We start from the raw sequence: 23,771 nt of genomic DNA, 5'->3' as shown, positions 1-23,771 counted from the left end.
CCCGAGCGTATATGTGCACCCCGACACCCAGAACCCTTGGGCTCACCTCAGATCGATAGGTATACGCGCGAGCCTGGCGCACCCCGGCCACAGGACACCACGCCACAGAGAGAACCCGCATCGGCACCCAGTTCCGCCAACCGTGGACAACGCCAACCCAAGGTTCGCGGCCCGTCCCGTCGCTCGGACGCGTGGCGGGTGCGAGGAACGAGTGCCCGACACGGGGCCGAGCGACGGGACTCAGGGGGCCGCGAACCGCCGGAGCGAAGCGGAGGCCAAAGACTCAGCACCCGCCGTAACGAAGCACTGGCCAAAGACACCGTGTACCAGACAGTTGGTGTATCCCTTGGTGGCTTTTTCGCAACGCGCTATAGGCTCGCGAACGTGGGAGCACCGATAGCAGCACCCGTTTCCAGTGAAGCGGGCCGCGAATCAGGTTGGCCGGAGCGGGCGGACAAGGCCCGGCTGCACTACGTTTCCGGCAAGGGCGGTACCGGGAAGTCGACGGTGGCCGCGGCGCTGGCGCTGGCTCTCGCGGCGGGTGGCCGTCGGGTGTTGCTCGTCGAGGTGGAGGGGCGGCAGTCCATTGCGCAACTGTTCGATCTGCCGCCGTTGCCGCCGACCGAGACCAAGATCGCGACCGCCGACGGCGGCGGCGAGGTCATGGCCCTGGCGCTCGATATCGAACACGCCTTCCTCGAATACATGGAGATGTTCTACAACCTCGGCTTCGCGGGCCGGGCGATGCGCCGGATGGGCGCCATCGAATTCGTCACCACGATCGCGCCGGGACTCAAGGACGTCATCCTGACCGGCAAGATCAAGGAATGCGTCGTGCGCACCCAGAAGTCCGGTAGCCGCACCCGGCCGGTCTACGACGAGATCGTGGTCGACGCACCGCCGACCGGCCGCATCGCCGGATTCCTGGACGTCACCAAGGCCATGGTCGACATGGCCAAGGGCGGGCCGATCGCCTCGCAGGCCGAGGGCGTGTCGAATCTGCTGCACTCCGAGCAGACCGTCGTGCACCTGGTGACCCTGCTCGAGGCGCTGCCGGTGCAGGAGACCGCCGACGCGGTCGCGGAATTGACCGAGGCCGATTTCCGCATCGGCACGGTGATCGTCAACCGCGCCAGCGAGGGCTACCTGCCCGCGACCACGCGCGCCCGCGCCGCGGACGGCGACCTCGACGTCGAGGCCCTGCGCACCGGATTGCACGACGCGGGAATCACCCTGTCCGACAAGGACTTCCAGGGAATCGTGGAGGAGACGGTGCAGCACAGCGCAACCCTGCGCGCCCAGGACGACAGCTCGGCCGAACTGGCGCGGGTCGACATCTCCCGGCTGTATCTGCCCACCCTGCCCGACGGTATGGATCTGGGTGGCCTGTACGAGCTGGCCGAACATCTGAGCACCCAGGGAGTCCGCTGATGACCGTTCCGAGTACCGCGGTCCCCCTCGACATCTCGGCGATCGTGGCCGACCCGTCGGCCCGCGTGCTGGTCTGCTGCGGCAGCGGCGGCGTCGGCAAGACGACCACCGCCGCGGCCATCGCGCTGCGCGCGGCCGAGTCCGGCCGCAAGGTCGTCGTGCTGACCATCGATCCGGCCCGGCGCCTGGCCCAGTCGCTGGGCGTCAGCGATCTGGGCAACAGCCCGCAACGGGTGCAGCTCGGTCCGGAGGCGAAGGGCGAGCTGTTCGCGATGATGCTGAACATGCGCCGCACCTTCGACGAGATGGTGCTCGAGCACACCACCCCGGACAAGGCCGAGCAGATCTTCGCGAACCCCTTCTATCAGACGGTGGCCTCCTCCTTCGGCGGTACGCAGGAGTACATGGCGATGGAGAAGCTGGGCCAGCTCGTCGGCCGCAAGCAGTGGGATCTGATCGTCGTGGACACCCCGCCCTCGCGCAACGCGCTGGACTTCCTCGACGCACCCAAACGACTCGGAAACTTCCTGAACGGCCGCATGATTCGCGTCATCATGGCCCCCGGACGCGGGGTGGGCCGGTTCGTCACCGGCGCGATGAGCCTGGCGGTGCGCGGGGTGTCCACGATCGTCGGCGGACAGATGCTCAAGGACGCCTCGCTGTTCCTGCAGTCGCTGGAGTCGATGTTCGGCGGCTTCCAGGATCGCGCGAATCGCACCTACGCGATGCTGTCCCGGCCGGGAACGCACTTCCTGGTGGTGGCCGCGGCCGAGCCCGATGCGCTGCGCGAGGCGTCGTTCTTCGTCGATCGGCTCTCCACCGACGCGATGCCGCTGGCCGGGCTGGTCCTGAACCGCGTCCATCCGGCGCTGTGCTCGCTGTCGGCCGAGCAGGCCGCCGCGGCCGCCGACCGGCTCGCTCCCGCGTCCGGCAACGGCGTGCCCGGCGGGACGGTGAGCGCGGAGTCCGACGACGAGCCGACCTCCGATCCGCGCGCACTGGCGGCGGACGTGCTGCGCCTGCACGCGCATCGCGCGACCACGGCCAAGCGCGAACAGCATCTGCTGCATCGGTTCACCGGCGCACACCCCCGGGTGCCGATCGTCGCGGTGACGGCGCTGCCGTTCGAGGTCTCGGATCTGCGGGCGTTGCGCGCGATCGCGGACCAGCTGTTCGGCTCGACCCCGGCGCATACGGCCTGACCACACCCGCCCGGCCCCGGAAACGGCTCGAGCCCGCGATCGCGGGCTCGGACCGTTGTCGGCAATGCCCTAGATGGCCACCTTCTGCTGCCGCTGGACGCGGAAGAACTCCGCCCAGGACGTCACCTCGGGATGCTGTTTCAGCAGTGCTCGGCGCTGCCGCTCGGTCATGCCACCCCACACACCGAACTCCACTCGATTGTCCAGGGCATCGGCGCCGCACTCCATCAGGACGGGGCAGTGCCGGCAGATCGTCGCCGCTTTGCGCTGCGCCGCGCCGCGTACGAAAAGCTGGTCGGGGTCCACTTCCTTGCATCGGGCCTGGGAGACCCAGGCGATCCTTGCTTCGGCCTGCTCCACGTCCAATCGAGCGATGGGGGTTGTCATATGCATTTGGTGTGCCCCTTTGCAGTCCGAACACCGGGTCAACGGCGCTCCGGAATCGCGAGCAGTTCGCAGCAACCCAACCCCGCTGCGAACTGCACCACATTCCACTTTGAGTGTTAGCTCTATCACACTGGGTTCTCAATCTAGGTAAAGGTATGGGCGTAGCGCAAGACCGTCTCCGGTTTTTCTGGTACGCCCGTCCATGCAAAGCCGACATAAAACCGGGCAGTCTGAACGAATTGGGCGACACGCCTGGCTTTTCCATGCACGACTCGCCCACGTGTGACGAGACGCACGCCTCGAGCAGGGCGAGAACCGGCGGCCCGCACCGCGCAACGCTCGCTCGGAGGGACTGCATTTAGTCTTGGAGCGTGCCGATCTCACAAACGCTCGCCAGACTGGCCGGGGCGTGCATCCTGGCGGCCGCTCTGATTGCCGGGCTGTTGTTCCCGCTCGCCGGTGGTTTCGGGTATATCTCCAACCGCGCCGCCGACGCCGTCGACAACGTCTCGGCGGAAGTGCTGGAGGGCACCGTGCCCGCGGTGTCCACCATGGTCGACGCCACCGGAGCACCGATCGCCTGGCTGTACGACCAGCGTCGGTTCGAGGTTCCCAGCGACAAGATCTCCAACAACATGAAGCTGGCCCAGGTCTCCATCGAGGACCGCCGCTTCCTACAGCACCACGGCGTCGACTGGCAGGGCACCTTCCGCGCCTTCCTGCGCAACACCTCCAGCGGCGAGGTGCAGCAGGGCGGTTCCACCATCGACCAGCAGTACGTGAAGAACTTCCAGTTGCTGGTCGTGGCCAAGACCGACGCCGAGCGTCGCGCGGCCATCGAGACCACCCCCGCGCGCAAGCTGCGCGAGATCCGCCTCGCCCTGACGCTGGACAAGCAGCTGAGCAAGGACGAGATCCTCACTCGCTACCTGAACCTGGTGTACTTCGGCAACGGCGCCTACGGCGTCCAGGACGCCGCGCAGACCTACTTCGGCGTGGATGCCAAGGACCTGACCGTGCCGCAGGCCGCGATGCTGGCCGGCATCGTGCAGAGCTCCTCGCACTTCAACCCGTACACCAACGAGAAGGAAGTGCTCGCCCGCCGGAACACCGTGCTGGACACGATGATCCAGAACATCCCCACCCGCGCCGCCGAATTCCGCGCCGCCAAGGCGACCCCGCTGGGCGTGCTGCCCGAACCCAAGGGCCTGTCCAACGGCTGCATCGCGGCCGACGATCGCGGCTACTTCTGCGACTACGCGATGCAGTACCTGGAGGACGCGGGCATCAGCAAGGATCAGCTCGACAAGGGCGGTTACCTGATCCGCACCACCCTCGACCCGGCCGTGCAGAACTCGATGAAAGCCGCGATCGACTCGATGACCAATCCGAATCTCGCCGATATCGCCGAGGTCTCCAGCATCATCGCGCCCGGTCAGGACTCGCACAACGTGATGGCCATGGTGTCCAGCCGCACCTACGGTCTGGACGCGAACATCCATCAAACCGTTCAGCCGCAACCCTTCTCGATGGTCGGCGACGGCGCGGGCTCGATCTTCAAGATCTTCACCACGGCCGCGGCGATGGAGAAGGGCCTGGGCATCAACGCGAAACTGGACGTGCCCTCGTTCTACGCGGCCAAGGGCATGGGTTCGAGTGGGACGCCGGGCTGTCCGGCGATGACGTACTGCGTCAAGAACGCCGGTAACTACCGTTCGCCGATGTCGGTGACCGAGGCGCTGGCGCAATCGCCGAACACCGCGTTCGTCAAGCTCATCCAGGCCGTCGGGGTGACCCCGACCGTCGATATGGCCATCCGCCTGGGCCTGCGGTCGTACGCCAAGGCCGGTACCTCCGGGCACGGCAACACGAGCATGGCCGACATGTTCAAACAGCAGAATCTGGGTTCGTTCACACTGGGCCCGGTCGCGGTCAATCCGCTGGAGCTGTCCAATGTGGCCGCCACCCTGGCCTCGGGCGGCAAGTGGTGCCCGCCCTCGCCGATCAAACAGGTCCTCGATCGTTACGGCAAACCCGTCTCGCTGACCCAGCAGGCGTGTGAGCAGGTCATCGATCCGGGTCTGGCGCATACGCTGGCCAACGCGCTGGGCCAGGACGCCACCGGCGGTACCGCGGCCGGTTCGGCGCGCGCGGCGGGCTGGAACGTCCCGGTCGCCTCCAAGACGGGTACGACCGAGACCAACCGTTCCTCGGCCTTCCTGGGCTTCACCGGTTCGCTGGCGGGCGCCGCCTACATCTACGGCGACTCGCCGACGCCGGACGAGATCTGCTCGTTCCCGCTGCGCAACTGCAGCAGCGGAAACCTGTTCGGTGGTAACGAACCCGCCCGGAGTTGGTTCATGGGCATCAAACCGGTGCTCGGGAACTTCCCGCCCTCGACGCTGCCGCCACTGGACGACAAATACGTTCGCGGATCGAACAATTCGCAGATTCCGGACGTCACGGGGATGACCCAGGCCGAGGCGACCTCGGCGCTGGTCGCCGCGGGATTCCAGGTCTCGGCGGTGACCCAGCCCGGCTCGGCCGCCAAGGGCACGGTCCAGAGCACCACGCCCAACGGGTCTGCGATCCCGGGCTCGGTGATCACGCTGAACCTCAGCGACGGCACCCAGCGGGAGATCCCGCAGCCGGGCGCACCGCAGGCGCCGCCGCTGAACGTGCCCGGAATTCCGATTCCGCGGCTGCCACCCATCCCGATTCCGCTGCCCAGATAGGCGTTCGGAAACATCTCGGGCGGGCCTCCTGATCCGGAGGTCCGCCCGAAGTGTGTCGGAGGGCCGAGACTCGACCGCCGCAAGTCGACGGAGCGGACAATGCCGACACCGCGTTCGCGGCCCGTCTCGCCGTTCGGACGCGTGGCGGGTGCGAGGAACGAGTGCCCGACACGGGCCGCGCGGCGAGACTCAGGGGGCCGTGAACCGCCGGAGCGAAGCGCAGGCCGAAATTACAGCCGGGACTTGACCGCCGCGGACAGCCGCGAACCGTCGGCGCGACCGGCGGCCAGCGTGGTCGCGATCTTCATGACCTGGCCCATCTGCCGCATGCCCGGCCGCTCGCCGTTCTGCTCGGCGACGTCGGCGATCGCGGTGTCGGCGATATCGGCGACCTCGGCGTCGGTGAGCTGGGTGGGCAGATATTCGTCGATGATCTGCTCTTCGGCCCGCTCGTTGGCGGCGAGTTCACCGCGACCGGCCTGCTCGTAGACCACGGCGGCCTCGTTGCGCTTCTTGGCCTCCTTGGTCAGAACCGTGACCACCTCGGCGTCGGAGAGCTCCCGGGCTTCCTTACCGGCGACCTCGGCGGTCTGCACGGCCGCCAGCAGCATGCGCAGGGTGTTCGTGCGCAGGGCGTCCTTGGCCTTCATCGAGGTCGTCAGATCCGCCCGCAGCTTCGATTTGAGTTCCGACATAGCGCCAACGCTATCGGGTCCGGCGAGCTACTCCCAGTACTTTTGCCGCGGCGTGGATGTGACGCTGTGCGGAATCACACTCGGTATTCCACACGTAAGTCGCCTATCCTGATCGAATGCCCGTACTCTCGTCTGCCGCATTCCGACGAGCCGCGCTGGGGGCCACCGGGGCCGCCGTCGCCGGAATCGGCTATGCCACGCTGATCGAACGCAACGCCTTCGTCCTGCGTGAGACCACGTTGCCGGTGCTACAACCGGGCTCGTCGAGTCTACGGGTGCTGCACATCTCCGATCTGCACATGACCCCCGGTCAGAAGCTCAAGCAGGCCTGGGTGCGCGAACTCGAGGGCCTCGATCCGGATCTGGTGATCGACACCGGCGACAATCTGGCCCATCCGCGCGCGGTTCCCGCGGTCGTGCAGGCGCTGTCCGGGCTGCTGTCGCGGCCGGGCCTGTTCGTGTTCGGCAGCAACGACTACTTCGCGCCGGTGCCGAAGAATCCGCTGAAGTACTTCAGCAAGAACCACAAGCGCGTCTACGGCGATCCGCTGCCCTGGCAGGATCTGCGTGCGGCGTTCACCGAACGCGGCTGGCACGATCTGACCCATGTGCGGCGCGATGTCGAGGTGGGCGGGATCAAGATCGCGACCGGCGGCGTGGACGATCCGCATCTGCGGCGCGACCGGTACGAGACCATCGCCGGTGCGCCGAATCCCTTGGCGGAGTTGAGCATCGGGCTCACTCACTCCCCCGAGCCGCGGGTGCTGGATCGGTTCGCCACCGACGGCTACGACCTGGTGCTCGCCGGGCACACCCACGGCGGGCAGCTGTGCGTGCCGGGATTCGGCGCGCTGGTCACCAACTGCGGGATCGACCGGTCCCGGGTCAAGGGGGCCTCACGCTGGGGTGCGCATACCCGGCTGCACGTCTCGGCCGGTCTTGGCACCTCACCGTGGGCGCCGTACCGGTTCTGCTGCCGCCCGGAGGCCACCCTGCTGACGCTGGTGGCGGCCCCGCCGCAGCGTCCCGCGGCGGACAGCGGTCATGGGGTGTCGGCTTCGGAGGCCGTGGCGCGTTAGGGTTGCTCGCGCTGATCCGATACGTCAGGGGCGAGGGTGATCTATGAGTTCGACGAGCGGTGATTCCGGCGAGCAGTCCTCCTCGAAGGACCGGCCTCGATCACAGCAGGCCTCGGTGCTGCGCGGGCTGGATCTTCCCCATCCGACCTCGCCCGCCGACACGACGCACACCGAGATGATCGACATGCGCGCGGCAACCGACGCGCGCACTCAGGCGATTCCGCAGGCCGGGCCGCGGATCGACAACTCCCGGGCCGATGCCTCCCGGCAGGGCGAACCGCGTGCCGCGCAGCCGGACGCAGCCCGCGCCCAGCCGCCCCGGAGCGATGCGAATTCCCCTGGGCAAGGCGATGTTCCGGCCGATTCGGCGCAGACCGAAGCATTCCACCAGTTGAGTTTCGGTCAGCCGGGAAGGCCCTCCGGGCAGCAGCCGCTCGCGCTGTCGCCCGAGATCGCCCAGTACGCCCGGGCCGAATCCGAAGCCCGGACGAATCCGATCCCGCAGCAGGCGGTTTCACCGGCGCGAAGGGCTCGGCCCGGAGCGAAGGATCTGGGCCCGCCGCCTCAGCAATCTCCGCAGCCGGTCGGCAGGGGCCGTCCGCACGGCGGTCCGACGAGTCCCATTCCACGGCAGTCGGCCGCGGATCAAGGTGCGCCGCAGCCGGAGCAGGCATGGCATCTGGGTGCGCCCGAGCAGGCTGGATCACGTTCGGATGGCGCCGCGAAGTCTGCTGCGCGGCAAGCGGATTCGATACGTCGCCAGGAAGCGCCGGAGTCGCGTCCGACATCCGCCACCGACGAATCCGACGATGCCGCGACCAAACACGCCGACCGGCCGCTGTCCGCGCGCGAACGCAAGCGGTGGCTGTTCGCCGGGATCGGCGCGGCGGCGGTCGTGATCCTCGGCATCGGGGCGACCCTGGTGCTGACCGGCCGGCATTCGAACGATTCCAGCAACATGGTGAGCGCGCTGAGCTCGGGTGCGAGCGCCGCGCCGCTGGCCACTCCGGCGCAGACCTCCGCGCCGGCCACGGTCGCCGGTCTGGCGCCGCTGATTCCGGGCTATCAGGTCGTCCAGGTCCCGGATCGCGGTGCGGTGTTCGACGTGCCCAAACAGTGGCAGATCGACCCGAACGGCACGAAGACCTGGGGCACCGCACCCAGCACCGTCGAGATCGCCGGACTGGTCCAGGACGGCAAGGGCTACTGCCCCAACTACATTCGCACCAACGCGTTCCTGACGATGTCCGCGAAACCGGATCCGGCCGCGGCCGCGGTGGACATCGGCACCCGGCTGGCCAAGATCGGCTGGGCCACCTCCACCGGCACCACCCCCGGCAAGGCCGAACCACTCACCTCGCTGGACGGCCAGATACACGGCTCGTTCGCCGAAACGGATGGCACGTTCAGGCCACCGGCTCCCGGATGCGCCAAAACCTACGCCGTCTACACCTTCGCCTTCCCCAGCGAGAACGGCAGCTTCGTCGTCACCATCGCCGCCGACACCGGCGTCGCCCGCTCGATCGACCGCCCCACAGCCCAGCGGATCCTCGCCAGCATCCGCCCCCTCCAGGCCAAATGACCTGCCGATTTAACGTCTGAGCCCGCCCTGTTGTAAGCTACTCCAGGTTCACAACGCGGGGTGTGGCGCAGCTTGGTAGCGCGCTTCGTTCGGGACGAAGAGGTCGTGGGTTCAAATCCCGCCACCCCGACTCGTGTGTGGAGACACGACAGGGCCCCTGATCTTCATGGTCAGGGGCCTTACTCTTTTTCGCGGCGTTTTCTGCGCACTCCTTTCAACAGGGCTCGCACTGGTTGCAGATCTGTTGTGGGGCAACGGGGGATGTTGGTGCGTACCATCGGGGGGAGGTCCGGGGGGACCGAGGTAGGGATCAGGATGGGCGACGAGGGTGAGCCGGTCGCGGAGATCGACGTCGACACGCCGCAGGCGGCGCGGATCTGGAACTACTGGATGGGTGGGCAGGACAACTACCCGTCCGATCGGGCGGCCGGGGATGCGGTGGCCGCGGTGTATCCCGATATCGTGCGGATGGCCAGGCTGTCGCGGGAGTTCCTGATCAAGGTGGTGAGCTACCTGGCCGCCGAGGCCGGGATCCGGCAGTTCATCGACATCGGCACCGGGCTGCCCAACATGCAGAACACGCACGAGGTGGCGCAGGACATCGCACCGGAATCCCGGATCGTCTACGTGGACAACGATCCGCTCGTACTGGCCCACGCCCGCGCGCTGCTGACCGGCACCAGCCCCGGAGGCGTGACCACCTACGTCTCCGCCGACTATCACGATCCCGATCGGATACTCGAGCGCGCGGCGCGGGTACTGGACCTCTCCCACCCGACGGCGGTGCTGTTCATGGGCGTCATGGGTTATGAACCGGATCTCGCCGTGGTGCGCGATATCGTCGGCCGCCTGATCACGCCGATGAGCGCGGGCAGCCATCTGGTGCTGTGGGACGGGACCGATACCGGCGACGCGGTTCGGGAAGGCGGTCGCAAGCTGGTCGAAGCCGGTGGCGCACCGTATGTCCTGCGCAGCCCGGAACAACTCGCCAGCTGTTTCGAAGGTCTGGAGATGGTGGAACCGGGAATGGTGCGGATCACCGATTGGCGGCCGGTGCGCCGAATCGGAACCACCGAACCACTCGACGCCTACGGTGCGGTCGCCCGCAAACCGTGACCGGAGTATCGAGATATCAACGGCGGCAAGGATTCCCGAACCGGAGCGCGATCAGACCGCGGCCCCGCAGGCCACACCTTCGATGATCCGGATCGACCGATCGGGCTGAAGCGCCTTGACGGACAAGCGATCCCAGATCGAATGGTAGACGTCCAGATCCCCCGGCCGATCGAGGAACTGGGCACCGGTGGCGTGATACAGATGCACGACATCGGACAGATCCGGATTGCCGAACCGCATCAGAGCGAACGGCACCGCACTGAGCACCGGGCCGCACACATGGTCGGGCACGATCTGGATCGTCACGTTCACCAGCTCGCCGACCCGGCCCAGATGCTCGAGCTGGGCCCGCCAGACCTGCGTACTGCCGAGCTGGCGGCGCAGCACGGACTGCTCCAGCAGCACCCACAGCCGCAACGGGTCGGGCCCGGTCAGCCGCCGCTGACGTTGTTCCAGCAGTTCCGTGTGCCCCGTGTCGTCGGGAGCGCTCGGATGGGCGATATCCAGCAGCTCCCGCGCGTACTCGGGGGTCTGCAACAGTTCGGGAACGACGCCGGGCGAATAACTCCGCAGCAATGTGGCCGAATCCTCGAAGGCGAGGTAGGTGTCGTACCAGCGCGGCGCGACATCGATGTGCCGGTGTCCGGGCGCATTGGCCCCTCGCGCGAGATCTACGTACTCGGTGCGCCGCGCGGTATCGGCGACCCCGTACAACGTCAGCAACTTCTCCAGATCCGGCAGCCGGAACCCCAGCAAACCGGACTCGAGCCGACTGATCTTCGAATGCGACGCCCCGATCGCCCGGCCGACGTCGTACCCCTTGAGACCGGCAGCCACCCGCAGCGTCCGTAATCGAGTACCCAGCAGGCGACGCGCCACTGCGGGGTCCCCGCCGGAGTCCTCGTCTCCCTCGCGCAACTGTGCGACGGAGGTCGTACTCTTGGTCACCGCCCCTCCCAGGGGACTCGGCTATCGCTGTCTCCGAGTTTGCCACAGCCCCAGCCGGGCGGCGAATCCGACTGTGCGCCGGTTCAGATCGAGGCTTTGATGCCTACTTCACCGCTGCGGTGAGGACTTCTCCCAGCGCGGTGAGTTGATCACCGGTGCCCTGCTCACGCCAGGAGGGCTGTTCGCGCCCGTCGAGGTAGGCACCGTGTTCGGTGAGGGTGAGGCGAGCGCCCGAATCGGTGGCGGCGAATTCGACGGTGGTGAGCGAGACGGTCGAGAGGACCTCGCCCTCGCTGAGCGTGGAGGTGTAGACGATGCGGGCGTCCGGGACGATGTCGCGGTAGGCGGTCTCGAAGGTGATCACCGTGTCGTCGACCGCGCCGCGCGCGACCTCCCGGCCGCCGACCCGGAAGTCGAGCTCGTGATCGGAATTCCCGCCCGCGAACCAGCGGGCCTTGGTCGCCGGGTCCGACCAGGCGGCGAAGACGGCCGCCGGTGCGACGGGGTATTCGCGTTCGATGATGAAGGTGGCGTGGACGACGGACTGTTCGGACATGACTACTCCTGATCGGTTCCTGGACGTTCGGCGAGCACCTCACCGAGCGCATCGAGACGGCTCTCCCACGGCGTCCGGCGCGCTGAGATCCACTCCTGGATCGGCGCCAGCGCATCGGGCACAAGTTGACAGGTGCGAACCCGGCCGACCTTCTCGGACCGGACGAGCCCGGCATCCTGCAGCACCTGCACATGCTGAACAACCGCCGCCAGCGACATGTCCAGCGGCTCGGCCAGCGCACTGACCGCCGCGGGACCGGCACTCAGCCGTTCGATCAGCTGCCGCCGAGTCGGGTCCGCGAGAGCGCGGAAGATCCGGTCGATCCGCTCAGCATGGTTAAGCACAGGCTTAAGTTTCACGCTCAGCGAAACAATAGTCAAGCAATTACTTAACTATTCTGCCGATCCCGATCGGGCCACACCGCTGAAGCCGGCCACTCCGCGATCCGCAACCGTCGCCACACGCGCTGACCGACCTGTCGGCGAGATCACCGATGCCTACACGCCGGAGTGCCTGATCACGGGCGTAGGGGTCCGCATTCGACGCCTCCGGACGGCGATGGCGAGTTCGCCGACAGCAAGCACGAACAAGACCAGGGGCCCCGGCATGGCTGGGGGCCCTGGTCCGATCCGGCGGGGCTCAGACCGGAGTGATCGGCAGGCGCAGGGCCGCCGGGGCGGCCTGGGGGACGACCGGGGACTTCGGCGCGATCGGGGCGACGCGGCGGTACGGCTCACCCAGGGCCGGACGCGGGTCGCGCTCACCCTTGTTGGGCCACAACGACATTGCGCGTTCGGACTGGGCGGTGATGGTCAGGGACGGGTTGACGCCGAGGTTGGCCGAGATGGTCGAGCCGTCCACGATGTGCAGACCCTCGTAGCCGTAGAGACGCTGATAGGGATCGACGACGCCGGTCTCGGGCGAATCGCCGATCGCGCAGCCGCCGATGAAGTGGCCGGTGATCGGGACGTTCGCCAATTCGGTCCAGCTGCCCTGCGGGATGCCGTCGATCTTCGCCGCGACGCGCCTGGTGACATCGTTGCCCTCGGGAATCCACGCGGGCGGGGCCTGTCCCGGGCCCGGTTTGGTGGTCATCCGGCGGCCGAGCAGTCCGCGCTTGTTGTAGGTGATGATCGAGTTGTCCAGATTCTGCATCACCAGCAGGCCGATCATCCGTTCGGACCAGTGCCGCGGATTGTGCAGCTTCGCCAGATCCCTTCGCTGCCTGACCATTTCGCGCACGCCCAGCACCCAGCGGCGCTTGCCCTCCTGGCCGTCGACCAGCACCGTGGTCAGCAGGCTCATCGCATTGGAGCCCTTGCCGTAGCGCACCGGCTCGATGTGGGTGTGGTCGTTGGGATGGATCGAGGATGTGATCGCCACGCCCCGAGTGAAATCGGTGTCCTCGCGCCGCGAACGCGCGGCGAGCACCGCCTCGGAGTTGGTGCGCGCCAGATGCCCCAGGCGCGGCGAGATATCCGGCAGCACACCGCGATCACGCAGATTGTGCAGCAACTGCTGAGTGCCCAGCGCCGCCGCCGAGAACACCACCTGATCGGCGGTGAAAGTCTTGCGCCCCTTGCGAATCCACCGCCCGGTCCGCACGGTGTCGATCGCATAGCCGCCGTCGGGCAACGGCCGCACGGTGACCGCGGTGGTCAGCGGATGCACTGTGGCGCCGGCCTTTTCGGCAAGATACAGATAGTTCTTGACCAACGTGTTCTTCGCGCCGTGGCGGCAGCCGGTCATACATTCGCCGCAGTGCGTGCAGGTCCGCCGCGCCGGCCCGGCGCCGCCGAAGAACGGATCTTCGACGTCGTTGCCGGGCCGGGCGTCCGCATCGGCGAACAGCACGCCGACCGGGGTGCGCCGATAGGTGTCGGCGATGCCGAGGTCCTCCGCGACCTCCAACAGCACCCGATCCGAGGGCGTGGTGGCCGGGTTGGTGGTGACGCCGAGCATCCGGCGCGCCTGGTCGTAGTGCGGGGCGAGCTCATCGCGCCAATCGGTGATGTGCGCCCACTGCTTGTCCCGATAGAACTGCTCGGGAGCCTCGTAGAGCGTGTTGGCGTAGACCAGCGAACCACCGCCCACGCCGGATCCGCTCATGATGAACGTGTCGTTCAGCAGCGTCATCCGCTGGATCCCGAAGCAGCCCAGCTTGGGCGCCCACAGATACTGGCGCATATGCCAGGAGTTCTTCGCGAACTCGTCGTCGGCGAAGCGACGGCCGGTCTCGAGCACGCCGACCCGATACCCCTTCTCGGTCAGCCGAAGAGCCGTCACACTGCCCCCGAAGCCGGACCCGATGACCAGCACGTCGTAATGCGTCATAGGTCCACACCATAGGTAGTGCGCACGGCCTGGAACGAGAGTCTCGCGGCCAGAAAATCGACATATTCGGCCAGTTGGCGAACTCGCCGCGAATCTCGGGGAATCGCAGGTCGCGGGAGGGGGGCTCGGAAGCTGGGTTATATTCCATCGAAGTTCTTTCGCGACGAGAACGGGAAACCGGTGTGAATCCGGTGCGGTCGCGCCACTGTGTCCAGCTTGCTGGGAGTCAGACCCCGTCTCGTCGCGTACCACGGACGGGGACGCGAGATCCCCAGAAGGGTGGTGCCCGTCATGGCCCCCGAAGCGACCACCCGACGCGTCCTGCGTGACGTCCTGCACGACTGGAATCGCCGCGACTGGCTCGAGGCGGCCACCCTGCTCGGCGTAGTCGTGGTGATGCATCTGGTCGGATTCGGACTGCTGTTCGGCGCGATCGCACCGCACAGCTATCACATCGGTACCCAGGTCTTCGGCGTCGGACTCGGCCTGACCGCCTACACCTTCGGATTGCGGCACGCCTTCGACGCCGACCATATCGCGGCCATCGACAACACCACTCGCAAGCTGATGACCGACGGCAAACGACCCAAGGCGGTCGGATTCTGGTTCGCCATGGGGCATTCCACGATCGTGTTCGTCCTGGCGGCGCTCATCGTGCTGGGCGCACGGGCGGTCGGCACGCTCGTCGACGACGACTCGCCGACCCGCAAAACCCTGGGCACCATATCGACCCTGGCCTCGGGTTCGTTCCTCTATCTCATCGGACTGCTGAACATCGTTGCGCTGGTTGGCATCTGGCGGGTATTCCGCAAGATGCGCGAGGGCGCGTACAACGATGCGGAACTCGAGGCGGCCCTGGACGCGCGCGGCTTCCTGGCCCGGCTGCTGCGTCCGGTGATGCGCATGGTGACCCGGCCCGCGCACGTGTACCCGGTGGGCATACTGTTCGGCCTGGGCTTCGACACCGCCACCGAGGTCGCCCTGCTCGCGATGGCCGGTTCCGGAGCCGCCGCCGGACTGCCCTGGTACGCGATCGTGGTGCTGCCCCTGCTGTTCGCGGCCGGAATGAGTCTGATGGACACCGTGGACGGGCTGTTCATGAACGTCGCCTACGACTGGGCCTTCGCCGATCCGGTCCGCAAGATCTTCTACAACCTGACCATCACCGGACTGTCCATCGCGGTCGCCATCCTGATCGGCTCGATCGAGCTGATCACGGTGCTGCACAACGACGCTCGGCTCACCGATCCGGTCACCGGGTGGATCTCGGGCATCGATCTGAACAATGTCGGCTTCGCCATCGTCGGGTTGTTCGTGCTGGCGTGGATCGCCGCCGTCGCATACTGGCGACTGGCGAAGGTCGAGAAGCGCTGGGCGGTAAACACTTCCGAATAACCTCAGCGCATCCCGCAAGCGAATACAAGAAATGTGCGGGTGCGGACCGGCAACGAGGAACCGGTCCGCAGCCGCAAGGCGGAACGCCTCAGCGCAACCGCAACCGCCGCATCATCCGCAACGTCAGCAGCGTGGTCCGCAACTGCCTGGCATAGGGCATGGCCGCGCGGGCCGCCATCACCTGCCGCTTCTGCACGCCGATATTGACCGAATCGGTGTACTTGAGCAGGCCCGCGTCACCGTGCCGGGTACCGACCCCGGACTGCTTGAGGCCGCCCGACGGCGTCGCCTTGGACGAGTAGGTGACCACGAAACCATCGTTGACGTTGACGTTCCCCGCCTCGAGCTGCCCGGCGATCTGCTCCGCACGAGCCAGATTCCGACTCCACACGCTCGCGTTGAGGCCGTAGGTGGTGGCATTGGCCTGCTCGATCGCATCCCGCTCGGAGCTGAACTTGTAGATGGTGACGACCGGTCCGAAGGTCTCCACGGTCGCGTGGGTCATCTCCGGAGTCACCCCGGTCAGCACGGTCGGTTCGTAGAACGCCGGGCCGATGTCCGGACGTGCCTTGCCACCGGTCAGTACGGTCGCGCCCTTGGCACGGGCGTCCTCGACGTGCTCGGCCACCCGGGCGAGCTGATCCGGCGACACCAGCGAACCGAATTCCGGGTCGGTCCCGTACGACGCTCCTGCCTTCGAGCCCAATTCCTCTGCGGCAGCGACGAATCGGCGCACGAACTCGTCGTAGACCCGGTCGTGCACGTAGATGCGCTCGATGTGCATGCACGCCTGGCCGGTATTGCCGAACACCGCGAAGACCGCGCCCGGAATCACGTCATCGAGATTCGCGTCGTCGAGCACGAGCATCGGATTCTTACCGCCCAGCTCGAGGCTGCAACCGATCAGATTGCGCCCGGCCAGCTCGCCGATGGTGCGTCCGGTGGCGGTGGATCCGGTGAACATGACGTAATCGGAGTTCTCGATCAGCGTCGGGCCCACGTCGGGGCCGCCGCCGCACACGACCTGCATCAGTCCGCGCGGCAGACCCGCCTTGTACAGCAACTCCACCCCGAACAGCGTGCACAGCGCGGTCTTGTTGTCCGGTTTGAGGACCACGCCGTTGCCCGCGATCAGCGCCGGGGTGGAATCGGACATCGCGATGGCGAACGGGAAGTTCCACGGCGCGATGACCGCGACCACGCCCTTGGGCCGATGCTGCTGGATCGAGCTGGAGATGACCGGCATGTAGCCGCCGCGATGCTCGGGCTTCAGCACTCGCGCGGCGGTCTTGAGATAATGGCTGACCACCATCGGCGGATCGCAGGACTCCTCGATCGCCATGCGGCGGGTCTTGCCGCAGCCGATCTGGATGAGATCGGCGATGGTTTCGATCTCGCGCAGGATCAGCTCGTGCCACCGCGCGAAGACCTCGAGTCGGCGTTCGACCGACCAGGACGCCCACTCCTTCTGCGCGGCGCGCGCCTGGGCGGCGGCGGCGACGACGTCCTCGGGCGAGGACTGCGGCAGTTCGCCTACGACCGCGCCGGTGTACACCTCGATCATCTCGTAGGGTTCGCGTTTCGCACCGGCGGTACCCGCGGTCACCATCCCGGTCAGCCGGTCGATGAGCGTCTTGTTGATCCGCGGCGGCAGCGTGGTCGCCCCGCTCTGCGTGGTTGTCTCCATCCGCACTCTCCCTAACTTGCCGCCCGTGACGGCGGTCACCACCTCTAAACTAGAACACGTTATTGTTTAGGACAATGTCCCGGGGTAGCTTCCCCCTATCCACGAGAGAGAAGAGAGTCGGCGATGACCACGGCAGCCACTGAAACCGGTAGCAGTACCGAGCCACACGCGCTGGTCGAACAGCGCGGCGGGACGCTGATCATCACGATGAACCGGCCCGCGTCCCGCAACGCCCTGACCGGCGAGATGCTCGAGATCATGGTGCGGGCGTGGCAGCAGGTCGACGAGGACCCCAGCATCGGATGCTGCATCCTCACCGGCGCCGGCGGCGCGTTCTGCGCGGGTGCGGATCTCAAGGCGATGAGCCGCAACGATCCGAGCAAGAGCATGGGCGAGGGCGGCAAATTCGACGCCTCGCACATTCCGGGTCTGCTGAAGGGCTACCGGGTGAGCAAGCCGCTGATCGCCGCGGTCGAGGGCGCGGCCATCGCGGGCGGCACCGAACTCCTCCAGGGCACCGATATCCGCGTCGCGGGCGAGAGCGCGAAATTCGGTGTGTCCGAGGCACGTTGGAGTCTGTACCCGATGGGCGGGTCGGCGGTCCGGCTGCCGCGGCAGGTCCCGTACACCGTCGCCGCGGAGATTCTGCTGACCGGACGTCACTTCACCGCCGCCGAGGCCAAGAAGATCGGCCTGATCGGCCACGTCGTCCCGGACGGCACCGCGCTGGACAAGGCCCTCGAACTGGCCGAGATGATCAATGCCAACGGCCCGCTCGCCGTGCGGGCCATCCTGAAGACCATCCGCGACACCGAGGGGATGCACGAGGAGGAGGCGTTCAAGCTGGACGCGAAGGTGGGGCTGTCGGTGTTCGCCAGCGAGGACGCCAAGGAGGGGCCGCGGGCGTTCGCGGAGAAGCGCAAGCCGCAGTTCAAGGGCCGGTGAGCTGGTCGGACGAGACCGGCGAGGGTTCGCCTCGCCGGTCGCTCGCCCATACCCGCAGGCCCACCGGCCCAGCGGATTACGACATTCCAGGCCAGTAGCCGAACGCAACACACATCTTGCGTGGCAACTCATGCTTTGAGCCACAGTTGATTTCGCGCTGATCAGCCCCGGCCGGATCGACCACCTCGCGCAGCCGCAACCGGGCGATACACGATCGTTCGTCCGGACGCACCCACCGCCAGCGACATCAGGCCCGACCGATCTCCCGCGCATCCTCGAAAGTCATTCGCAGCGAACCGATTTCGCTGGTGAACAACGCGCGCCGGGGTAGGCCGAGCGCACGCATCTGCTCGGCGATCGGATGCTCGCCGAGTTCGACGCGAGCACCGCCGGGCCGCATGCGCACATCGGACGGATTCATCACCCACGGTGTGCTGCGCAGGACGCCGTCGAGATCGGTATAGGCCGCGATAGACGCACCGCCCAGTTTCGCGGGCGCGGGGATGCCGCCGCTGGTCTCCAGCGCCACCACCAGACGGCCGTCCATGAGCACCTCGCAGCGTCTGCCGCGACCGCGCGAGGTGATCCGGATATCGGCCATTTCCTTCGGGAAACCCCAGATCTCGCGACCCGCGGCCAGCGTGAAGGGCTGGTTCACCGGCAGCCACGAGATGTAGATGCCGACACTCGACCGGTCGCCGGGCAACTGCGCGAGCACGGCCAGGCCGAATTCGTGATACGGCCCCAGATCGCCATCGATGTAGCGGACGAAGACCAGTGTGCAGATCGCCCGTCCGGCGATGGTGACCGGTTCCAATCCGTTGCCGCCCAGCATATTCCGCGCCGCATCGGCATCCGCGAGGAACATGGCCGAGGCCGCGTCCGCGACGCGGATCTCGACCGGCATCGTGACCTTTTCACCGAGAATCGAATGCACCGCCGCCATACTTTAATTAGAACACGTTCTCGTTTTGCCGGGAAGGTGAACCGCACGATCTCGGCGACCTGACGACCTCGATCCGTGCGAGCGAGTCCGGCGGAGACGAAGCCTGCCCGACGCGCCCGGCCCGCACGAGCCGGTCCAGCAGACCGACAGAGCACGATCTACGCAGGCGAGGAGGCTCGCACCGGACGGTCGGACCCGCCTCTCGCGAACTCAGCCCTCGTGGTCAGGGGTGTGCGTGGCCGCGTACTCCTTGGCCCAGCGGTAGTCGGGTTTGCCGCTGGGGGCGCGGACCACCGCGTCCACGACCCAGATCCGCCGGGGCAATTTGTATCCGGCCAGATACGCGCGGACATGTTTGCGCAGCGCCTCGAAATCGATCGTCGCGCCGCTCTCGGCGGAGACCACCGCCGCGACCTGCTGACCCCAGCGCTCGTGCGGAACGCCGATGACCAGGGCGTCGAAGATCGAGGCGTGCGCCTTGACGACCGCCTCCACCTCCTCGGTGAAGACCTTCTCGCCGCCGGTGTTGATCACCATGTTGCCGCGGCCGAGCAGGGTGATCGAACCGTCCTCCTCGACCCGGGCGCGGTCGTCGGTGACGACCATCCGGACGCCGTCCACGGTCTGAAAGAGCTTGGCGGACTTGACCGAATCCTTGTAGTAGCCGATCGGCACCGATCCGGTCTTGGCGACCCAGCCCTCGCCGCCGGGGCCGACCGGAGCGCCCTGCTCGTCCACGACCAGCGCACCGCGACCCGTCTGCACCCGCGGGCCGCGACTGGGATCGTCGTCCTTCTGCGCGAAACCGATTCCGCCGAAACCGGTTTCGGACGAGCCGATGGAATCGGTGATGACGGTGTTCGGCAGCAGTTCGATCAGGTCGTTCTTCACCGACTGCGACAGCAACGCCGCACCGGAGCCGATGGCCAGCAGCGAGGAGGCGTCGACCGGGTTGTCCCGATACGACTCCACCAGCGGACGGGCCATCGCATCACCGGTGATGACCAGGATGTGCGGTTTCACGCTCGCCATGATCTGCCAGACCCGATCGGGATCGAAGCGCGGCTCGAACACCACCGCGTTACCCGACCACAGCGCGGTGAAGGTCGGCATCATCGCCGCCGCGTGGATCAGCGGCGGCAGCACGAACCACATGCTCGGATCGCCCTGCGCTCCGGTGCGGGACTGCTGATACTCGTCGGTGACCGGTTCGTTGTTGTAGAAGTCGATGCCGCCGCCGAGCACCCGCCACATGTCCTCCTGACGCCACATCACGCCCTTGGGCATGCCGGTGGTGCCGCCGGTGTACATCATGAACAGGTCGTCGGCGGTGCGCTCACCGAAATCCCTTGTTGTGGAGGTGTTCTCGAACGCGGACTCGTACGGTGTCGAGGTGCTGGGCAGATCGGCACCGCCCTGATCGTCCTCCACGACGAGCGCGTGGCGGAGCGAGGGCACCGCTTCGCGGGCCTGCTCGACCGCCGTCGAATAACACCGATGATGTACCAGCGCAACGAGATCCGCGTTGTCGTAGATGTACTTCAGTTCCTCGGCGGCGTAGCGGTAGTTGATGTTGATCGGCACCGCGCGCACCTTGAAGCAGGCGATCAGTGTCTCCAGGGTCTCCACGGAGTTGTGCATCTGGAACCCGACGTGGTCACCCACCCCGATGCCATTCGAATCCATATGGTGCGCGAGCTGATTGGCGCGATTCTCCAGTTCCCGGAAAGTCACCCGGCGATCACCCTGGATGACCGCCACCCGGTCGGGCATGATGTCGACGGAATGTTCGAAAAGGTCGGCGAAGTTGTTCGGCATATTGCTGCCCTTTCGCTGCGAACGACCCGAAAGGGTCTCAAACGACGGTGAGCGGCAGCGAGCGCCGCTCGGTGAAACTGAAGTCGGCGCCGGTACTGAACCGCGTGATCGCCACTTCCGGAATTTCCTTGAAAGCTGTTGCCGAACGGTAGATCTCGAACACGATTTCGCCGTCTCCGGCATCGCGGGCCCGGGTGTCGAAATGCGGATTCACACCCCGCGCCATGGCATTGATCGCCTCGAGGTGATCGGCGTCCACGAGTGCCGGCCAGCCGCCGTCGGTGACTCCGGGGCAGTCCCGGCGCAGCCGCAGCAGCACCGTCTCCCCCGCGACGCTGATGTCGATATCGGTGTAGGGCAAGGGATTCCAGGCCGGATGCAAACGAAGTATCTGCGCCAGCGCGGCCGCGTCATCGCCCAGGCCCAGCGCGTTGCGCAACCGTTCGGAGGTCAGCCCGGCGATACCGGTGAACTGCTTGCGGGCGATCTCGATCGCCTGCTCCGCGCTCCCGCGATCGCGCACCGCGATCAGGAAACCCAACGTCAGCAGATGTTGCTGCAGGCAGACCTCGTCGGCCATCCGCACCAGCGCGGACTTGGAGAAGTCCCCGAAGGTGAGATCGCTCAGCAGCGGACCGGTGTAGTCGCCGTTGCCGGCGTCGGACGAATCCACCGGCGCGAGTTCGAGTTTCGCCGCTGCCGTGGCCTCGATCTCCGGCGTGTGCACCGGAATCGGCGGCGGCTCGTGCGACTCGTCGATGACAACGGTCCACGCGCACACCGGAACCCGATCCGCGGGCACGCGCGGCGGCCGGTGGATCGGCCGCACCTGCGCGAGCGGGTTGGTGGCCAGCGCGGTGGCGTCGAACGTCGGATCCTCGATGGTGTGGCACATCGAGACCACGAAATCCTCGCCCATCGGCTCGACGTCGGCCAGCGCACCACAGTGATCCAGCCAGAATTCACCGTGATTGTCATCGGTGATCCGGAAACGGAAATCCATGAACTGCGGTGGCGCACCGATATCCAGTTGCAGACCCTTGAAAATGGTCTCCACGCCGTTACCCGGAATGTTCAGCGCCGCGCGCATGCGCCGGGTGTAGACCGGACTGGCCAGCTGCCATTCCTCGATCGCCACCTCGGCCATACCCTCGCGCCCGAACACCCCGATCGAATGCGCCATTCCGGAGCGGTCGATGAGATGCCCGCACAGCAGCAGTTCCGGCACCAGAATCGCGAGCTGAGCCCGGCTCAGCTCCGCGAACCGGCTCTCGCTCACCACAGCGACACCGGGGACTCGCCGATCCGGTACCACCCGGGCAGCGGCTCGTCGGACATGGAACGGGAAATGCGCTTCTGCATGCCCGGCGACAGCGCGTCCGCGGACATCATCTCCACGAAAAGCGCTGCCACATTGCCGAAGTCGAAGAAATCGCGTTGCCAGGACCACTGGAAGTCACCGGCATAGCGGAACCAGCTGCCGCCGATCCCCTCCGGGCTGTAGTGGCTGCCGTCCGCGCGGGTGCGCTCGTTGATCTGCTTCCAGAACCCGATCACGCTGCCGGACCGCTCGTCCACGACGAATTCCTGGTAGGGATAGGTCCAGCCCTCCAGTCCCGCCATCTCCTGCCCGAGCGCCAGATCGCGGATCTCGTCCCGGCCCACGGCCATGAATTCCTGTTTCGGACCGTAATTCCAGCCGTATGTCGCATCGGCGGTGTACATCTGCGCCAGGGGACGCCAATCCCCGCGCGCCTCACACTTCTCGTTTTCCTTGACCCACCGCTCGATCATCTCGTCGAGTTCGTCGCGGGAATAGCCTGCCATCCGAAATTCCTCTGTTCTCAGGGCTGTTGAGGGCCGAGGACGGCCCGACGGATCTAGTCGTCGACGATGGACAGTGCCTGGGTCGGGCAGTAGCGGACCGCGGCGCGCGCGGCCTCGAGATCCGCGCCGGGATCTTCGCGCAGGATCCGCACCGTGCCCGCCTTGGGCACCTCGAACAGGTCGGGAGCCTCGGCCTGGCAGACCGCATGCCCCTGGCAAAGATCGGTATCCACAACGATGCGCATCACCGGCTCCCTTGTTCGCCATCGGATTTGCGTTCGGTCAGCGGGGCCTCGGGCTGCACCTCGACCAGCACCAGATGCGCGCCGCGCGGGGTACCCACCACCGCGAGCACGGCCGCGGCCAGATCCGAGGCGCGCAGGAAATACGGGTGCCGGGCGAATCCCCATTTGACCCAGTCCTCGAGCAGCGGGCCGACCACCTCGGGCTTCGCGCTCATGCCCATACCGGTCTGCGTCGCGCCGGGCCGGACGATGGAAGCACGAACCCCGGTGCCCTCCAGCTCTTTTCGCAACTGCACGGCCATCGCCTCGAGGCCGGTCTTGGCGGCGTTGTAGGCGCCGACACCCGGGCGCGGGACATCCACGCAGTCCGAGCCGATCACGACGAAATCGCCGCGACGTCGCTCGATCATCTGCGGCAGAACGCGATACGCGAATCGCTGCGCGCCGGCCAGGTGCACCTGCACCTGCGACCCGAAGGCATCGGGGTCCAGGTCCCAGACGTGCCCGAACTCCAGATCGCCCGCGCCGTACACGACGATCTCCGCAGGGCCCAAGGCCTTTTCGGCCTCGTCGATGAACTCCTCGACCGAGGCGTTGTCCGAGACGTCGAGCCGGTAGGCGAATGCCTCACCGCCGTCGGCGCGGATCTTCTCGGCCAGTTCCTGGCAGACCTCCAGCCGGCGCGCACCCAGGGCGACCGGATACCCCTGCTCGGCAAGGGCCACGGCGGTGGCCGCGCCGATTCCCGAAGAGGCCCCGGCGATCAGTGCCGGACGGCGCTGCGGGTGTGGTTCGAATCTGGGCATCTAGTGGCTCACCTCGTCGGCTGTAGCAGTGGTCGCA

General features: G+C 67.0%; 21 protein-coding genes, 1 tRNA gene and 1 riboswitch. Of the genes, 9 read left to right on the top strand and 13 right to left on the bottom strand.

What is annotated here, in order from left to right:
- Positions 1-384: 384 nt before the first annotated feature.
- Positions 385-1,431, top strand: a complete 1,047-nt coding sequence (bagA, locus tag NM2_RS04395) for an ATPase BagA (protein WP_174575599.1) — start codon at positions 385-387, stop codon at positions 1,429-1,431.
- Positions 1,431-2,633 (top strand): ATPase BagB, encoded by a 1,203-nt coding sequence (bagB, locus tag NM2_RS04390; RefSeq protein WP_067664329.1) that lies wholly within the window; start codon positions 1,431-1,433, stop codon positions 2,631-2,633. Before bagA ends, bagB begins: the two co-directional genes overlap by 1 nt.
- Before the next feature lie 69 nt (positions 2,634-2,702).
- On the opposite strand, the gene NM2_RS04385 is transcribed toward bagB, so the two are convergent.
- Entirely contained in the window at positions 2,703-3,026 is a 324-nt protein-coding gene (locus NM2_RS04385; protein ID WP_067664327.1) for a WhiB family transcriptional regulator, read from the bottom strand.
- A gap of 365 nt (positions 3,027-3,391) precedes the next feature.
- On the opposite strand from NM2_RS04385, the gene NM2_RS04380 reads away from it, so the two are divergent.
- Entirely contained in the window at positions 3,392-5,755 is a 2,364-nt protein-coding gene (locus tag NM2_RS04380) for a penicillin-binding protein (protein ID WP_067664325.1), read from the top strand.
- Positions 5,756-5,985: 230 nt separating this feature from the next.
- Here NM2_RS04380 and NM2_RS04375 read toward each other — a convergent pair whose 3' ends face one another.
- Positions 5,986-6,450: a GatB/YqeY domain-containing protein gene (locus NM2_RS04375; protein ID WP_067664323.1), complete on the bottom strand. Its 465-nt coding sequence runs from the start codon at positions 6,448-6,450 to the stop codon at positions 5,986-5,988.
- Between the two features lie 116 nt (positions 6,451-6,566).
- Here NM2_RS04375 and NM2_RS04370 point away from each other — a divergent pair, with 116 nt between their 5' ends.
- The 4 genes from NM2_RS04370 to NM2_RS04355 all read left to right on the top strand — a co-directional run bounded on the left by NM2_RS04370 (position 6,567) and on the right by NM2_RS04355 (position 10,227).
- Positions 6,567-7,529: a metallophosphoesterase gene (locus NM2_RS04370; protein ID WP_067664321.1), complete on the top strand. Its 963-nt coding sequence runs from the start codon at positions 6,567-6,569 to the stop codon at positions 7,527-7,529.
- A gap of 43 nt (positions 7,530-7,572) precedes the next feature.
- Entirely contained in the window at positions 7,573-9,111 is a 1,539-nt protein-coding gene (locus tag NM2_RS04365) for a DUF8017 domain-containing protein (RefSeq protein WP_067664319.1), read from the top strand.
- A 56-nt stretch (positions 9,112-9,167) separates the two neighbouring features.
- Positions 9,168-9,241: transfer RNA gene (locus tag NM2_RS04360), tRNA-Pro, on the top strand.
- 185 nt (positions 9,242-9,426) lie between these two features.
- Positions 9,427-10,227, top strand: coding sequence for an SAM-dependent methyltransferase (locus NM2_RS04355; RefSeq protein ID WP_067664317.1), 801 nt, complete (start codon positions 9,427-9,429; stop codon positions 10,225-10,227).
- Between the two features lie 51 nt (positions 10,228-10,278).
- Here NM2_RS04355 and NM2_RS04350 read toward each other — a convergent pair whose 3' ends face one another.
- The 4 genes from NM2_RS04350 to NM2_RS04335 form a co-directional block, all read right to left on the bottom strand.
- The gene (locus tag NM2_RS04350; RefSeq protein WP_084530465.1) at positions 10,279-11,175 is read right to left on the bottom strand and encodes a helix-turn-helix domain-containing protein; all 897 of its coding nucleotides are present in this window, start codon (positions 11,173-11,175) and stop codon (positions 10,279-10,281) included.
- Positions 11,176-11,278: 103 nt separating this feature from the next.
- On the bottom strand, positions 11,279-11,731 hold the full coding sequence (locus NM2_RS04345) for an SRPBCC family protein (RefSeq protein WP_067664314.1): 453 nt from the start codon (positions 11,729-11,731) through the stop codon (positions 11,279-11,281).
- Positions 11,732-11,733: 2 nt separating this feature from the next.
- Positions 11,734-12,075, bottom strand: coding sequence for an ArsR/SmtB family transcription factor (locus tag NM2_RS04340; RefSeq protein WP_067664312.1), 342 nt, complete (start codon positions 12,073-12,075; stop codon positions 11,734-11,736).
- 295 nt (positions 12,076-12,370) lie between these two features.
- Positions 12,371-14,065, bottom strand: a complete 1,695-nt coding sequence (locus tag NM2_RS04335) for an FAD-dependent oxidoreductase (protein WP_067664310.1) — start codon at positions 14,063-14,065, stop codon at positions 12,371-12,373.
- A 145-nt stretch (positions 14,066-14,210) separates the two neighbouring features.
- A riboswitch (adenosylcobalamin (AdoCbl) riboswitch) is annotated at positions 14,211-14,359 on the top strand.
- Here NM2_RS04335 and nicT point away from each other — a divergent pair.
- Positions 14,357-15,460, top strand: a complete 1,104-nt coding sequence (nicT, locus tag NM2_RS04330; protein ID WP_067664360.1) for a Nickel transporter NicT — start codon at positions 14,357-14,359, stop codon at positions 15,458-15,460. Its footprint overlaps the riboswitch before it by 3 nt.
- An 88-nt stretch (positions 15,461-15,548) precedes the next feature.
- Here the strand turns inward: nicT and NM2_RS04325 are convergent, their stop codons facing one another.
- Positions 15,549-17,147: a succinic semialdehyde dehydrogenase gene (locus NM2_RS04325; RefSeq protein ID WP_067664308.1), complete on the bottom strand. Its 1,599-nt coding sequence runs from the start codon at positions 17,145-17,147 to the stop codon at positions 15,549-15,551.
- 123 nt (positions 17,148-17,270) lie between these two features.
- Here NM2_RS04325 and NM2_RS04320 point away from each other — a divergent pair, with 123 nt between their 5' ends.
- Positions 17,271-18,092, top strand: a complete 822-nt coding sequence (locus NM2_RS04320) for a crotonase/enoyl-CoA hydratase family protein (protein WP_067664306.1) — start codon at positions 17,271-17,273, stop codon at positions 18,090-18,092.
- Positions 18,093-18,339: 247 nt separating this feature from the next.
- On the opposite strand, the gene NM2_RS04315 is transcribed toward NM2_RS04320, so the two are convergent.
- The 6 genes from NM2_RS04315 to NM2_RS04290 all read right to left on the bottom strand — a co-directional run bounded on the left by NM2_RS04315 (position 18,340) and on the right by NM2_RS04290 (position 23,734).
- Entirely contained in the window at positions 18,340-19,038 is a 699-nt protein-coding gene (locus NM2_RS04315; RefSeq protein WP_067664304.1) for an acetoacetate decarboxylase family protein, read from the bottom strand.
- 210 nt (positions 19,039-19,248) lie between these two features.
- Positions 19,249-20,856 (bottom strand): acyl-CoA synthetase, encoded by a 1,608-nt coding sequence (locus tag NM2_RS04310; RefSeq protein WP_067664302.1) that lies wholly within the window; start codon positions 20,854-20,856, stop codon positions 19,249-19,251.
- Positions 20,857-20,893: 37 nt separating this feature from the next.
- Positions 20,894-22,135, bottom strand: a complete 1,242-nt coding sequence (locus NM2_RS04305; RefSeq protein WP_439956833.1) for a hypothetical protein — start codon at positions 22,133-22,135, stop codon at positions 20,894-20,896.
- Positions 22,132-22,683: a nuclear transport factor 2-like protein gene (locus NM2_RS04300; RefSeq protein WP_067664298.1), complete on the bottom strand. Its 552-nt coding sequence runs from the start codon at positions 22,681-22,683 to the stop codon at positions 22,132-22,134. Before NM2_RS04300 ends, NM2_RS04305 begins: the two co-directional genes overlap by 4 nt.
- 53 nt (positions 22,684-22,736) lie before the next feature.
- Positions 22,737-22,928 carry a ferredoxin gene (locus NM2_RS04295; RefSeq protein ID WP_067664296.1) on the bottom strand — a complete coding sequence of 64 codons (192 nt, stop codon included), beginning with the start codon at positions 22,926-22,928 and terminating at the stop codon, positions 22,737-22,739.
- Positions 22,928-23,734: an SDR family oxidoreductase gene (locus tag NM2_RS04290; protein ID WP_067664294.1), complete on the bottom strand. Its 807-nt coding sequence runs from the start codon at positions 23,732-23,734 to the stop codon at positions 22,928-22,930. The genes NM2_RS04295 and NM2_RS04290 overlap by 1 nt, the downstream gene beginning before the upstream one ends.
- Positions 23,735-23,771 lie beyond the last annotated feature (37 nt).

Origin of the sequence: Nocardia miyunensis NBRC 108239 (assembly GCF_001613065.1) — a bacterium.
GTDB lineage: Bacteria > Actinomycetota > Actinomycetes > Mycobacteriales > Mycobacteriaceae > Nocardia > Nocardia miyunensis.
Note: the sequence above shows the minus strand (reverse complement) of the source record. Positions and strands in the feature narration are given on the sequence as shown.

Coding starts and splice junctions, on each gene's coding strand:
- bagB (WP_067664329.1), top strand. CDS start 1,431: ATGACCGTTCCGAGTACCGCGGTCCCCCTCGACATCTCGGCGATCGTG.
- NM2_RS04385 (WP_067664327.1), bottom strand. CDS start 3,026: ATGCATATGACAACCCCCATCGCTCGATTGGACGTGGAGCAGGCCGAA.
- NM2_RS04375 (WP_067664323.1), bottom strand. CDS start 6,450: ATGTCGGAACTCAAATCGAAGCTGCGGGCGGATCTGACGACCTCGATG.
- NM2_RS04370 (WP_067664321.1), top strand. CDS start 6,567: ATGCCCGTACTCTCGTCTGCCGCATTCCGACGAGCCGCGCTGGGGGCC.
- NM2_RS04365 (WP_067664319.1), top strand. CDS start 7,573: ATGAGTTCGACGAGCGGTGATTCCGGCGAGCAGTCCTCCTCGAAGGAC.
- NM2_RS04355 (WP_067664317.1), top strand. CDS start 9,427: ATGGGCGACGAGGGTGAGCCGGTCGCGGAGATCGACGTCGACACGCCG.
- NM2_RS04345 (WP_067664314.1), bottom strand. CDS start 11,731: ATGTCCGAACAGTCCGTCGTCCACGCCACCTTCATCATCGAACGCGAA.
- NM2_RS04335 (WP_067664310.1), bottom strand. CDS start 14,065: ATGACGCATTACGACGTGCTGGTCATCGGGTCCGGCTTCGGGGGCAGT.
- nicT (WP_067664360.1), top strand. CDS start 14,357: ATGGCCCCCGAAGCGACCACCCGACGCGTCCTGCGTGACGTCCTGCAC.
- NM2_RS04325 (WP_067664308.1), bottom strand. CDS start 17,147: ATGGAGACAACCACGCAGAGCGGGGCGACCACGCTGCCGCCGCGGATC.
- NM2_RS04320 (WP_067664306.1), top strand. CDS start 17,271: ATGACCACGGCAGCCACTGAAACCGGTAGCAGTACCGAGCCACACGCG.
- NM2_RS04315 (WP_067664304.1), bottom strand. CDS start 19,038: ATGGCGGCGGTGCATTCGATTCTCGGTGAAAAGGTCACGATGCCGGTC.
- NM2_RS04310 (WP_067664302.1), bottom strand. CDS start 20,856: ATGCCGAACAACTTCGCCGACCTTTTCGAACATTCCGTCGACATCATG.
- NM2_RS04300 (WP_067664298.1), bottom strand. CDS start 22,683: ATGGCAGGCTATTCCCGCGACGAACTCGACGAGATGATCGAGCGGTGG.
- NM2_RS04295 (WP_067664296.1), bottom strand. CDS start 22,928: ATGCGCATCGTTGTGGATACCGATCTTTGCCAGGGGCATGCGGTCTGC.
- NM2_RS04290 (WP_067664294.1), bottom strand. CDS start 23,734: ATGCCCAGATTCGAACCACACCCGCAGCGCCGTCCGGCACTGATCGCC.